The organism is Chitinophaga sp. (assembly GCF_017745275.1).
In the GTDB taxonomy this organism is placed as follows: Bacteria; Bacteroidota; Bacteroidia; order Chitinophagales; family Chitinophagaceae; genus Chitinophaga.
This window is the reverse complement of sequence record NZ_JAGHZS010000014.1, coordinates 92,459-106,853: the sequence shown is the minus strand read 5'-3', so window position 1 is coordinate 106,853 and position 14,395 is coordinate 92,459. Positions and strand designations below refer to the sequence as shown.

Annotated in this window: 8 protein-coding genes and 1 pseudogene; 4 read left to right on the top strand and 5 right to left on the bottom strand. The window is 45.9% G+C overall.

Going from position 1 to position 14,395, the window contains the following annotated elements:
* From J7623_RS31515 to J7623_RS31500, 4 genes are all read left to right on the top strand, one after another.
* On the top strand, positions 1-4,106 hold a 4,106-nt coding region (locus J7623_RS31515; RefSeq protein WP_291929337.1), incomplete at its 5' end, for a Calx-beta domain-containing protein.
* Between the two features lie 71 nt (positions 4,107-4,177).
* A complete protein-coding gene (locus J7623_RS31510) occupies positions 4,178-5,077 on the top strand; it encodes a type IX secretion system membrane protein PorP/SprF (protein WP_291929335.1) in 900 nt (299 codons plus the stop codon).
* Between the two features lie 22 nt (positions 5,078-5,099).
* Positions 5,100-7,244 carry an OmpA family protein gene (locus tag J7623_RS31505; RefSeq protein WP_291929332.1) on the top strand — a complete coding sequence of 715 codons (2,145 nt, stop codon included), beginning with the start codon at positions 5,100-5,102 and terminating at the stop codon, positions 7,242-7,244.
* Positions 7,245-7,286: 42 nt separating this feature from the next.
* Positions 7,287-9,770, top strand: coding sequence for a Calx-beta domain-containing protein (locus J7623_RS31500; RefSeq protein ID WP_291929329.1), 2,484 nt, complete (start codon positions 7,287-7,289; stop codon positions 9,768-9,770).
* A 353-nt stretch (positions 9,771-10,123) separates the two neighbouring features.
* On the opposite strand, the gene J7623_RS31495 is transcribed toward J7623_RS31500, so the two are convergent.
* From J7623_RS31495 to J7623_RS31815, 5 genes and pseudogenes are all read right to left on the bottom strand, one after another.
* The gene (locus tag J7623_RS31495; protein WP_291929326.1) at positions 10,124-10,618 is read right to left on the bottom strand and encodes a GNAT family N-acetyltransferase; all 495 of its coding nucleotides are present in this window, start codon (positions 10,616-10,618) and stop codon (positions 10,124-10,126) included.
* Between the two features lie 6 nt (positions 10,619-10,624).
* The gene (locus J7623_RS31490; protein WP_291929323.1) at positions 10,625-11,260 is read right to left on the bottom strand and encodes a DsbA family protein; all 636 of its coding nucleotides are present in this window, start codon (positions 11,258-11,260) and stop codon (positions 10,625-10,627) included.
* A gap of 32 nt (positions 11,261-11,292) precedes the next feature.
* Positions 11,293-11,997, bottom strand: coding sequence for a PrsW family glutamic-type intramembrane protease (locus J7623_RS31485; RefSeq protein ID WP_291929320.1), 705 nt, complete (start codon positions 11,995-11,997; stop codon positions 11,293-11,295).
* Positions 11,994-13,682, bottom strand: a complete 1,689-nt coding sequence (locus J7623_RS31480; protein WP_291929317.1) for a DNA polymerase/3'-5' exonuclease PolX — start codon at positions 13,680-13,682, stop codon at positions 11,994-11,996. Before J7623_RS31480 ends, J7623_RS31485 begins: the two co-directional genes overlap by 4 nt.
* Before the next feature lie 334 nt (positions 13,683-14,016).
* A pseudogene (locus J7623_RS31815) lies at positions 14,017-14,094 on the bottom strand (50S ribosomal protein L21); the annotation flags it as partial.
* Positions 14,095-14,395 lie beyond the last annotated feature (301 nt).

Here is a 14,395-nt window from a genome sequence, read left to right as displayed (position 1 = left end):
AGGATGCGCAGTATCCATTCCCAGCAGGCGACTCAGTATTACTGAGCTGCACACCTGATAGCGTAAACGAAGGACAGAGCTCCGTGATTACCGCTACTTTCCCTCACGGCTGGAAAGCAGGAAAAGCCTGGACCATCAACCTGGCGAAGAATGCTACATTATCTACTGTGGCAGATAGCCGCCACAGCAACATCCCGGCCACTATCACCATTGCCAATAACGCAGCTTCCGCTACTACATCTCCGGTCACTACCAGCACCAATGCTATATTAGATGATGAAGGTGCTATTGTAGTAGATGGTAATAATGGTAATATAAATATGCCTGCCACCCGCACCGCTATCTATATTAAAGACATCACCCAGCTTCAGCCAGGCGCCAGAACAATGACGCTGACGCCAGATGCTACCCTGGTGCCGGAAGGCAATAAAGTAATGGTACATGTATCTGTACCATATGCTTCCACCAAAGATGTAACCGTTCAACTACCGGTAGATAACGCCCTGACAACGGCTAAAAACGTAGACGACTATACGATGTCTGCTACATCTTTTGTACTGCCGCACGGTACTACTACCGCTGACTTTGAGCTGCTGAAAACGGTAGCAGATAAGGTGCTGGAGAACAACGAAACACTTGTAGTGAAAGCAACTGCAGGCAACGGCTATACGGTAAATAACCTGAACCTGCAGATCCAGGATCTTACCCGCACAATTCCGGCTAACCTGCAACTGAATGTGAATATCTTCAAATCACCGCTGACAGAAGGCGATAGCGGTGCAGTGACCATTAGCCTGCCTGCAGGCGTGACCACTGCCATTCCTATCCACATACAATTACCACAAACAGCAGGTACGGCAGAAGCAGGGCTGGATTATGCCATGGCTACTACTGTTACCATCGACAGCAGCAGCGTGGTAACTGGTTTGGCTATCAGGAAGGATAATTTCACAGAAGGCCCTGAAACAATTACCCTTTCACCAACGGCCGCAGATGGTATCAGTACTTATACCATCGCTATACCAACCCTGACTATCCAGGACGATGCGACACAATATCCGTTACCTGCGCCGATAGTGATGCATACTACCGCCACCGCTATTGATGAAGGTGGTGCAAAGGGTGCTCAACTCAGTGTACAGTTGCCGGCTAACTTACAGGCGGGCAGGGACATCACGGTACATATTAATAAGGATAACACCCTGAGTACGGCTATCAATACAGATCATAACGCACTACCATCTCCATATGATATTATTATCAAAAAAGGACAAAATATAGGTACACATCCTTTTGTACTGAAAGCAGTGAAAGATTTGATTTTGGAAGATGATGAAACTGTAGTGTTTACTGGTAGTATCACCGATCCGGTATTCAGTGCAGCAGTAGTAAAAGATACCACCGTTACTATCAACGACAGAACTCACGATGATCCGGCTACCGGGTTGATACATCTCACGGCCGTAACTACGGGTACGCATGTACTGGAAGGTAATAATTATACCATGAATGTGGCGTTGGCACCGGGTGTAACTTCCGGCAAGCCAATCAATGTGACGTTGAATATCGGCGCAAGATCTGTGGCTACTGCAGGAGACATCGACAACCTGCCTGTTACCGTGACTATTCCTGCCGGGCAGCCTGGTGTAAACTTTAGCTTCCAGGCTAAAACAGATTTCATACTTGAAAAACCGGAACTGTTATGGATTCAGGCAATGCCACAGTATCCGGGCATGAAAGGGGATAGCCTGTCAGTTACTATTGATGACGCTACCCGCCTGAACCCGGACAACCTGAAAGTGGAGGTACATATCGACTCTTCCCTGGTGCATGAAGGCAGCACCAGCAAAGTAACTGTTGGATTTGCGAATAGCGGGATTATTGCTGATGAAGATGTAATTATCAATATCGCCAGAAATATCAGTTCCACAGCAGATGGCGCAGATTACAGCGGCGTACCTGCGCAGGTAACCCTGGCAGCTGGTACACATAACAAAGTATATGATTTAAAGATCACCGACGACCAGGTGCTGGAAGGTGATGAGCAATTGCAATTCACTGCACAGTTGGGCACGGCTGGTTACACCCTGGTGCAGCCGGGCATAGTGCTCATCCCTGAAACCGGTGATATGCCCGTAGTGCTGCAGAAAGAAAAAGACGCATCTGAACCGGCTACAAATGGTGCTTACCTGGTGAAACTGCCAGGCAACCTGACCGCCGCCGCCGATGTGAAAGTGGTGTTCTTCGTCAGCAGCATTGCCGGAACGACCAACATTTCTCCGATACAAACTTCTGCAGTGATACCGGTGGGACAGAACAGTGTATCCGTTCCGGTTAACGTGATTGATAATAAGATTATTGAAGGAGATGAAACAGTGAAAGTTGCCCTGATGCTGGCACAGATGAAACGCTTCGGCAGAAACCTGGCCCTGGATGTAGATGATCGTGACTCAGTAAGCCTGAATGTACATGACGACGATGCCGATGCAGCCGGCCGTGCTATCACAATCCGGAAAACAGTGGATGCATCTGAGCCATCTACTGCAGGAGCTTTCCGGGTACAGTTTACAGACAACCAGTTGTCTGCAGCTAAAGACGTAACTATTAACTACACCGTGTCTGGTAGCGCTATTGCAGATACCCGTTACCGTAAACTCAGTGGTACAGTGGTGATCCCGGCTGGTCAACATAGTGCTGATATTGCGGTTACGCCTATTGACAATGATATAGTAGAGGGAGATGAAGATGTAGTAACGCAATTAAATACCGTTAGCAGCACCATTCCGGGTGTAACCTGGCCATTGTCTTCCACCGCATCAGCTACCGTTATCATTCATGATAATGATACCCTGGTAGTGGAAATTGCTGCAAAAGATATCAGTGTAGCAGAAGGTAAGGCCGTACAGTTTACGCTCAGCTCTCCATCGTCTGCGGCACATGATATTCCTATCCGGATACAGGTAGCCCAGGATGCAGCACGTACGTTTACGGCCGGAGAAGGCACCACCAATAGTAACGTGGTGACCATTACCATGCCGGCACATGCGAAGCAGCACACCTTCACCCTCACTACCGGTGATAATGATATCAACGATGATGATGGCTATCTGAAAACAACCGTACTGCCATTCCTGAATGGCGGCAGCAGCACGCTGGTATACAAACCAGGTGATAGCGATACCGCCAGGGTGACCATCACAGATAATGACCCGCTGACCCTGTCTTTCGCTGCCGATAAATTCAGCGTGAAAGAAGGTAACATGGGAGAAAATACACCGTTGCGGTTTAACGTACAGCTGAGCAGACAAAGCTCCCGTAAGATTACCGTTAACTACGACTTTGAAGCGTCAACAGATGGGGTATCTTATCCTTACATGGACTTTAAAGCCACACCGGGTGTAGACTTCGATAACACGATCAAACAAACTGTGTTTGCCCCGCTGCAAACCATCGGACAGATTACGGTGAATATCAAGGGTGATACTACGTTTGAACAAAATGAAACCTTCATCGTGAAATTATCTTCCGTATCAGTACCGTCCGGACAAAACACACCTGTTCTCGCTGATCCGCTGAAAGCAACCGGCGTTATCCTGAATGATGATGCCATGTGCAAAACCTGCGATACGGATGGAGATGGTTTAACAGACGCACAGGAAGATATTAACGGTAACGGCGATCCATTTGATGATGACACAGATGGCGATGGTATTCCAAACTTCCTGGATCTTGATTCCGACGGTGATGGCGTGCCGGATTCCGTGGAGAAGTTTACTACCGACGGACGTGTAATCAACAGCAATAGCGGTAAGATCCGTGTACATCCTGCTATTTCGCCAAATAATGACGGTTTGGGTAATGATGCGATGTATATCGAAAACATTGAAAAGTATCCGAATAATGAAGTGGTAATATTTAATCGCTGGGGCGGTACCATATTTAAGTTGAATAACTACGACAATAAGTCGAACAACTTCCGTGGCCGCGCCAATGCTGGCGGTAGTGTGGGTAATGATGTACCCGATGGTTCTTACTTCTATAACATTGAAGTAATGATTGATGGTAAGAAAGAGCGCTACACCGGCTTCATCGTGATTAAACGTTAACGCGTATATGAATTTATTAGTAAGATGAGTTTGATAAAATATTTAAGCTGATACCTATGAAAGAGCGTCTTATGCAAGCTTTAGGGGGTGTGATCCTATGCTGTTGTGTTGGTCTGAAAGCGACTGCGCAACAGGAACCACTGTATTCGCAGTACATGTTCAACGGCATGATTATAAACCCGGCGTATCCTTCTATGGATGAGTCGTCCAGTCTTACTGCCGTTGCGCGTAACCAGTGGGTGGGAGTAGACGGAGCGCCTAAAACGGCTACCGCTTCTTTTTATACGCCTATTAAAGCCACCAATACCAGCTTTGGGGTGTCGCTGATGAATGAAAAAATCACGGTGAATTCCCAGACGGAGGTCAACTTTAACGTATCCCAACGGGTAAAGCTCAACGAAAAAATATACCTCGCTATGGGGATCAAAGGCGGAATGTCGCAGTTCCGGGAGGATAACAGCTCCCTGTCAACTACGGATCCTGTTTTTGCGCATAACCAGAGTTACTGGAAAACGGATATCGGGTTTGGTTTTATGATCTTCACCGACCGGTTTTTTATCGGGTTGTCATCGCCTACTTTTAAAAGCTTCGATTTAGGCAACAGTGTGAATAAGGTGAAGGTAGAATCCCATTACTACCTGCAAACCGGCTACCTGATTAATATCAATGACGACGTGAAGTTTAAGCCCAACGTATTATTGCGCCAGGTAAAAGGCGCCGGTTTCCAGTACGACCTGAACGCGAATATCCTGTTGAGAAATGTGGTATGGCTGGGAGCTTCCTGGCGTTCCGAGAAAACCGTGACGGGGTTGGTACAGGTACAGATTACCAAGAATCTGCAGATCGGGTATTCTTATGATACCCCTATGCAGTCGAACCTGAAAGGCGCACAAACGGTATCGCATGAGTTGATGGTAAACTACCGGTTTGCCTGGTCTAAGTGGAAAGTGGTGGCGCCGCGTTATTTCTAATTATATTAAAATCAAGAATAGTATGCGAAAATTTAGTTTCTCTTCCCTCATACTTTTTCTGAGCATTGTTTCCCTGTTTGTTTCCTGCAGTTTTGTAAAGGATCACGTGCAAATAGGTGGCTTAGGGAGTAAGGCCAAGGTCAGGCGTGCAGAACGCTTGTATAAAAGACAGGATTATGAGCACGCCATCTCATTGTGCAATGATGTGATCAATAATGGCGCCGCCGAAGAGGTGCTGCGCCAGGCAAAATTGCTATTGGCAAGAACCTATTTTGAAACCAGGCAGTTCGAAAAAACAATTAGTCTGTATGACGAGTTGTTATACAAGCCGGAGAAAGATATCCTGGTAACAGATGTTACCAATTATATGGACCTGCTGAAGCGCACCGGAAGGGTGGTTAAAGCCCAGGAAATAAGTGCGGTATATGCCAATAACTACAAGAGCAACGCCCGCTTTTCCAATTTGCAGTCATCACTGGTTGATTACTACAGCTTCTTTAACCGCGATTCCATGGAGAATATCCGGGTAGACAGCCTGCGGTTAAACCTGCCCGGTTATCAGTATGGGCTTGCGTTATACCAGAGCAATATTGTTTTTTTGTCCAATGATTTTAAGAAGAAGGAACAACAAACGTTCTATACCAACTCCAAATTATACCAGGTGTCCGAAGATGGGGTAGAGCCTTTTAATAACAGCCTGCGGGGTGTATTACAGGTTGGACCGGCTTCTTTCTTTGACAACGGGCAGAAAGTCATTTATACCTCCAACCGTTTCACGGATGTGAAAAATGACAAGAACTCCTATATCAATTATAACAACGGTACCCAGTTGTTGTCGGCCGTTTACCAGCCGGATCATGATATGTGGAGTAAACCAGTGCCGGTGAAGCTGGGGAAAAACATGGAATCTTATTCTTTCCTGCACCCATCTGTTGCAGCTAATGGTAAACGTTTGTACTTTGCGTCCGATATGCCTGGTGGTCAAGGTGGTACCGATATTTACTATGCCGACTGGGACAAGGAAGCAAAACGGTGGAAAGCACCGGTGAATATGGGTCCCGAAGTAAATACAAATGGTAATGAGCTGTATCCTTTTGTGGTAGGTGATAAGTTATTCTTTTCTTCCAACGGCCTGCGTGGCTTTGGCGGATTGGATATATTTGTGATCAACATTAAAAAACCAGAAGAAGGTACCGTACATTTGCCTTATCCTGTGAATACCCAGTTCGATGATCTGAACCCGGTATTAGACGAAAATAAACTGCTGTTATATTTTACATCAGATCGTTCGGGAGCGCATGACAATGATCATATTTATGTATTAAACCTGAAGAAAAATCCTTTGAAACAGCTGGATTTGCCTTATCCCGGCAAGCCAGTAAAAGAAGACGATAAAGTGCCTTATACCACGAATCAGACAGATAGCCGCCAACAGCTAACTTTAGTAGGTAATAAACAGTATGACAACCTCCCTGTGCCATCAACAGTGAAGGTGCCTGCTGTAGTGACACCTGTAGCCAGTATAGCCGCAACCGTTAGCCCTGAGCGTAACGTGGTAGATTATTCCGAAAAAATTATAGACAGCTCACCAGAGAACATTCCCTGGCAAACGACCACGGCGGGCAGCACTACTCCTGCGTCCCCATCTTCCAATACTACCACCACCACCGTACAAACCAGCCAGGCAGCTTACAGCAGCCCGGAAATAGTGAGCTGGCATCAACCTATGGCGGTACCTGCTGCGTATAAGGGTAGCAGTTATGGACTGGGAAAAGACAGTGCTTTAAAAGCACTGGATGGTCTTTGGAAAGTGCCAGGCTTTATTTATTACGATCTGAATTCTTATGTACCACAAGACCAGGAATGGCGGAAACTGGATTCCATCTTCAGTATCTGGAAAGCCAATCCACACCGGGTAATCCTGGTGAATGGCCATACAGACATCATTGGTACAGAAAGATATAACCTGTCCTTGTCGAAGAACCGGGCGGTATATATACAGGAATGCCTGCTGAGCCGGGGCGTGGATGCAGATAAAATAAGAATCAACTACTTCGGCTCTACAAGGCCGGTATGGGTAGCAAAACAATACAGCCTGGATAATGACAGGGAGATCTTCATTCAGCTGCAGGGCGTGAACAGGAGATGCGAGATCAGGATTCAATAAAATGTTTATCGGTTATTTTTTGCGTATATCAAACTAACACAAATGAACAAAATTTCTTCACTAATGCTTTTACTGGCGGTAGGTACACAAGCCTTCGCACAGGAAATGCCTGTAGTGTTTAACAAGAGCTTCAGTGCTCCCAAGAACCAGTATAAGAAGCTGGCAATTGCGGAAAACAATGCTATTGTTGCTATCGGCGGCGGAACAGATAATGGTTGCATCACCAAATTATCCGCAACAGGAAACCTTATTTATAATGCCAAATTGAATAAAGGTGGCCTGGTAGCATACCAGGACCTGCTTTTATTACCTAAAAATGAACTGGTGGCGGTGGGCGGTGGTACCATTGCTTACGGCAATGCACGTATTACCAAACTGTCGGCTACCGGTGAAGTCATCTTCGACAAAAGCATAGGCAACGGTCAGGGTGGCTATTTCACAAAGATTATTACGGATCGTCATGGTAATTATATCACCGTTGGGGTAGATGGTAGCAAGCCAGCCCAGGCACGTATCACTAAAATGAGTGCCGACGGTAAAATAGAATTTGATAAAGGCTTTGGTGCACACAACGTTTTTACCAATGTATTGATTGATGAAGATGAAAATATCGTTGCTGTAGGTGGCGACGTAGGTGATGGACAAGGCAAGGCATACATGGTAAAGGTAGATGGTAAGGGAGAAAAGCAATATGAGCTTTCTTTCGGTAAACCAGGCGCCGTTTTTGAAAAGATGTTATTGCTGGAAGATGGCGCTGTACTGGCAATGGGTGGCGGCGCTTATGGTACCGGTAATGCCAGCCGTATCTCCAAAGTGAATGCGGAAGGCCAGGTAGTATTTGACAAAGAATACAGCACCGTAGATGGTAAATTCAACGCCATCAAAGTAAATGACCTGGGGCAGATCTTTGCCTGTGCAGAAGAAAAAGATAAAGGCCGTATCGTAAAGTTACGTCCGGATGGAACAGAACTGTTTAACAAAGAAACCGATGCGGCTTTATACGCCCTGGAAGTAGGTAAAAATGGTAAAGTAGTAGCCGCCGGTGGTAACGTTAGCAACAATACCGGTAAAATTGTAAAACTGCTGCCTGATGGCACTATGGTGGTAAATAAAAACCTCGGCTCCGTTTTTCAACACCTGTTACTCACCGAAGAAGACGAAATCTGCGTGGTGGCGAAAGATGGCTATCGCATGATTAAAGTTACTCCCGATGGTGAAATGATGTTCGACAAACAACTCGGTAAGTACGACGCTAAAACCAGTCTCGCTTCCCTGCTGATGAGCCCTTCTGGCGAAATCATTGCTGCTGGCGGCGGTGATGAGGATGGCAACCGTATCATTAAAATCAGCCATGGGGTATCCATCAACGATATCGCGGTGTCTGAACCACTGAACGGTTTATCCAATGCTACACTCACCATTACCTTATCCGGATTTTTGAGAAGCAATGGCGTTCGTACACCCGTTAACGTGCATTACAAAACCATTCCGCATAAAGGTAGCGCAGGTGCTGCCGACTTCGACGTAACAGAAGGAACCATTTCTTTTGTACCATCTGAGTTTGCTGCGGGTGCCATTATCTCCAAATCTATCCAGATCCCGATTAAAAGCGATAACCTGCTGGAAGGAAAAGAAGCTTTCCACGTAGAAGTGCTGGATGCATCAGACCTGTACCTGACTAAAGCCAAAGGGGAAGTAACCATCCTGGATCAACCGGCAATGGTGAAATTCATTGGTGGTAACAATGGAGCAGAGCCTAATACTGATGTTGTATTTTCTGCCGGTTTGTTTAAAAGAGATAATACGCCATTGGTGAACGCTACTTCCAAACCGGTACGTTTAACTTATAAGTTTGGTAACGGTACCGCTTTACCAGGTGCGGATTTCGTGAGCAGCATCAAAGCTCCGTTTGTAATCGACAGCGGCGCTACCACTGCCAGCCTGAATGTAAAAGTAAAAGACGATAACCGTTTTGAACTGGCGGAAACAGTAGTACTGGTATTGAGCGAAATTAAAGCGGAAAATGAAGCGGTAGTAGGCTACAACGGTGACGTTACCTCTATCTCTGCTTCCCAATACATACAAGATCAGGCTGCCTATATTACCCTGGTAAAACTGACAGATGCCAACGAATCTGCTACCGCACCGGTTAGTATGTTTAAATGTATACTGGTAAAAGCTGCCGACCAATCAGTACAAACCAATTGTACGGGCAGCGATATCAATATCTTCTTCGGCGTTGATTCTGCGAGCACCGCCACTTACGGTAAAGACTATGTGATTATGAACGGTGACATGGTGAAAATTACCGGCGACTGTGCATTCAGTGAAACAGACATCCAGGTAGCCCTGGTAAACGACCGTATCAAAGAAGCAGATGCTTTGGTAGCAGTGAAACTGCGTGATGCCACAGCAGCAGCAAATGCAGGGGTATTGAAAATTTCTCCTGAGCTGAAACTGAACAAAGCCGTAGCTATCATCCATGATGATGATAATGATGAAGGCACCGTGCTGACAGCTAAATAATAACGGCTTGGATCAATAACCGATATACGCGCTTCAGGCACACCTACTTCCCGCATAGTTAGCTATGCGGGAATTTTTTTGCAGCAAATGGGATTCCTTACTATTTTCTGTTGCATGATGGAAAAGCAACATTACGAGGAGTCCCGGACATCTTTATAAATATTAATAAACTTAAAAGCAGCATCTTTTATATTAAAATATAAAAGATGCTGCTTTTTTTATGGATTGAAAAACCGCCCTTTAATTGTTATCGTACATACGCTTATAAAACAATGTTATTTTACTTTTAAAGAGTTGTGTCTTTTAATGGTTAACTTGGGAATAGCCTGGTATGTCCTTACCGGGCTTTCTTTTTATATTGATTTACGCATTACAAAATCTTCCATCAGGTAGCCCTGCCCAATGTCTGTATCCCGCTCTGTGTATACGCTGAAGCCTTGTTTCTCGTAAAAGAATTTCGCTTTATTGTATTTGTTGACATCGAGTTCGAGTATATCAGCGCCGTGTTTTTTCACCCGGTCTGTCACTTCCTGCAGGAGTAATTTGCCTGCACCTTTTCCCTGGTAATTCAGGTCCACATAAATTTTTTGGAGCTTATACACATTTGGCGTGGCAGTAGTACTATACGCTGCATAACCTATTGGTTGGGCATCATCCAGCAGTAGTAAAAACTGGTGTTGTTTTTCGGTCATTTGCTGATGAAGTGCGTTGGCGCTGTACATCATATCCAGCATGTATTCCATTTGTGCAGGCGTTAAAATGGACTGGTAAGTTGGCGGCCATATTTTATTTGCCAGCGCTTGTATAACAGGAATATCATTCACTGTTGCAGCATTGATCTGGTACATAGGTTTTTATAAATTGTTGTCTTCCTTTAATATATTTTCGATGGTTTCTTCCAGTTTATTCAGCGGTGTGTATCCGCGGGCGCAGAGATACAATTGCTTGCCGGTATCGAGTATGGCCGCGGGAAACCCGGTGATGCCCCAGTTTTGTATCAACTGGAATTCCTGGTTGGTTTCATACCGGTAATGTTCTTCCCCGAGTTTGGCAATAAACTCTTCTTCCGGTAAACTAAATTTTTTAATCAGTTCCCGGTAGGTGCTGTCGTTGTTCAGGCTCAGCCCATCGTAGTTCAGCGCTACCTGCATATCATGCGCAAAGGTGATGGCATTTTCCGGCTGATACTCTTTGAATACGGTGAGCGCAATGCTGGGTTTTTCAGAGTCCATCATTTCTTCCGAGGGTAGTAATTTTTCCAGGAAGTTAGCCCCAAACTTAACACCGGTCATGTTTTCCACATTCACATGTGCTTGTTGGATATAGTTGGCCATAGATGACCATGGATGGCGGTTAGCGCCGGTGATCATTCCTCCGGAGAGGATATCGAATGTCATATTGTTGCCGGCACGTTCCTGCAATTGCTGTACTACGGGAGTGAAGCCATAGCACCAGCCACAGAGCGGATCGTATATATAGGTAAATTTCATGTTATAATTTTTTTTGTGAGATGGATACCTTTTTATCCCTGCTCATCTTCAAAAAAATGCTGTTCATACAGTTTTTTGGAGAGCGCCTTATCTTTTCGTATAGCCTTGATAGATAGTCGTACCGCAAAAATGAGGGTAATTACCGAGGCGCCCATCAGGAAAATATTATTACCGAGGAACAGGAAAAAATCGAATGTGCCATGGAAGAAAATAGCGATCAGCAGTCCCTGGAACAGGAGGATGCTGCTTCTATCCCGGGTAAATTTCGCCATTCCCACGTAATATCCCATCAGGATGGCGAAGGTAGCATGAGCGGGAACGGAGAGGAACATCCTTGCCACGCCGGTACCAAAGCCATATTTGCCTACGTATGCAATATTTTCAAGGGTCGCGAATCCCATTCCGATCATCACGGCATATACAATTCCATCGAGAGGTTCATTGAATGCTTTTTTAGGATAGGCAAAGAGATAGAGGACCAGGAACTTGGCCAGTTCTTCTGAAACGCCTACCACGCCATAGGCAAAGGCGGCGGTACCCGGCAGGGTGCCATCGTTTTCCCTTAATCCCATGGTAACTGCCAGTCCTTGTATAAGCAATGGCAAGGCTACGCAGCCCATACCCAGTAGGAAGCTTTTTATCAATAAGCCGGTTGGCTCCCGGTCGTATTTGTCCATTAAGTAAATGAATAAACAAATGGCGAACCCGGGGGCCACGGCCAATGCCAGTAGCATCATGGAAGTAGGTTTTTGGATTGTCTGCGTTGCTGCAGGTAGTCGTTCAGCATGTCAACAGTGTAACTACTCAGATTGTTTGCTTTGGTGATGCCCCCTTTCTGCGCGGCCAGTGTACCATAGTGGATATCCTGGAATCCATGGATACTGTGGGCATCCGGATCAATGGAGATGAGCACCTTTTTTTCAAGGGCATAGGGCAGCCAGGTCCAGTCGATATCCAGTCGGCGTGGATGTGCATTCAGTTCTATTACTACCTGGTTGGCGGCACATGCATCAATGATGGCTTTATGGTCTACCGGGTAGCCGTTTCTGCTGAGTAGCAGGCGGCCGGTCATATGTCCGAGGATGGTGGTATATGGATTTTCGATGGCTTTGAGCAGGCGCGCCATTGCCTTTTCTTCTGTCATTTTGAGATTGGAATGCACAGAGGCAATTACCAGGTCAAATTTGGCCAGTATTTCATCGGGGTAATCCAGGGTGCCATCATTGAGTATATCGGATTCTATGCTCTTAAAAATGCGAAATGGCGCCAGCTTTTTATTCAGGGCATCTATTTCGGCGTGTTGTTCCAGTACTCTTTCAATATGCAGTCCGTTGGCATAGAAAGCAGTGCGGGAGTGGTCGCTGATAACGAGGTATTCGAAGCCCTGTGCTTTGGCGGCGGTGGCCATTTCTTCGAGGGAAGATTCGCCATCGCTCCAGTTGCTGTGGGAGTGGATAATACCTTTGATATCGGAAGTAGTTATGATATTGGGTAGTTGCTGTTCGCGGGCCTGCGCAATTTCGTTCATGCCTTCCCGTAAGAACGGAGGAATGAAGGCCATTCCTGCTGCGCTGAAAATGGCTTCTTCTGAGGGAGCCTGGTGCAGGAAGGCAGCGCCGCCGGCGGCATTGAATTTATCAATAAAAGCGGGAGCGCCGGTGGTCAGGAACAGTTGGCTATGGAAGTCGGCAGGTTCGCAGCTATGTGTTACTATTTTGAGTTTACCATCGAGTTGCCATACGAGGTGATGATCGTTGGTAGCGGTGAGTTCAAAGCCGGGGAGGGCAGCCAGTTGTTGGGATACTATGGCTACCGGGGCGGCGATGAGTACTTCTATTTCGTCGATGATAATGCTATGGCGGCGGAAAGCGCCGGTGAGGGAAACGGGGACAGGTGCAAACAGCTCCTGTAATTGTTTCTCCAGTTGTTGACCGGTGTTGGCTACTTCTGCGTAGAGGAAGCGGTGGCGGTTAGAGAGATAGAATTCTATGTTTTGGCGAACGCTTTCCTGTGTTTTGGCGCCAAAGCCTTTGAGGAGCATAAGGCGGTTTTCGTTGCAGGCGTAAAGGAGTTCTCCCATAGATTCTATTTCCAGCTCTTTCCAGATGGTGGCAATTTTCTTGGGTCCCAGGCCTTTTATTTTCATGATTTCCAGGATTCCTGCGGGAGTGATTCCGAGGTAGTGGTTGAGCAGCGAGAATTCCTGGGTGTCGAGCATTTCGATGATGCTTTTACCGGTAGATTCCCCGATGCCTTTGATCTTGAAAATCTCTTCTTTCGGTATTTCTTTTAACTGCGAGGGCAGTTTTTCTATGGTAAATGCTGCGGAGGCGAATGATTTGGCTTTGAAGCTATTTTCTCCATGGATGTCCATGAGTTTGGAGAGCAGGGAGAAGTTATCGGCGATTGAGTAATTATCCATGTGGTAAAAATACGGAGATGTTGCGAGTTTTTGTCTTGTCCGGGATTAGTCTGATTATACTGATTACCTGGTTTTTGTTTTTTGATTTTAAAAAGAATTTGGAAGATATGAGTAAAATTATTGGCTGATTTCTTCCAAAATCTTCTCTCATCTTCCAAAATCAAAAAAATAAAAACCAGGTAATCAGTATCATCCCGGGTAAGACAAACACTTGCTGGGGGGATGGGCATAAAAAAAGAACCTGACATAAATGCCAGGTTCTTTATAACTACATTTTGTAATTCCGATCTTAGTTAGCCGGAGTTGCAGGAGTTGCTGGAGGAGCAGCTGGTGCTTTTTTAGGAGCAGCTTTCTTCTTAGCAACTGGTTTTTTAGCTGGAGCAGCTTTCTTCGCAACGGCTTTCTTCTTAGCTGGAGCGGCTTTCTTAGCAGCAGCTTTTTTAGGAGCAGCTTTCTTAGCAGCAGCTTTCTTCTTAGGAGCGGCTTTTTTAGCAGCAGCTTTCTTAGGAGCAGCTTTTTTAGCAGCAGCTTTCTTTTTAGGAGCAGCTTTCTTAGCAGCAGCTTTTTTAGGAGCGGCTTTCTTAGCAGCAGCTTTCTTTTTAGGAGCAGCTTTCTTAGCAGCAGCTTTTTTAGGAGCAGCTTTCTTTGCAGCGGCTTTTTTAGGAGCAGCTTTCTTTTTAGGCGCAGCTTTTTTAGCAGCCGCTTTTTTAATT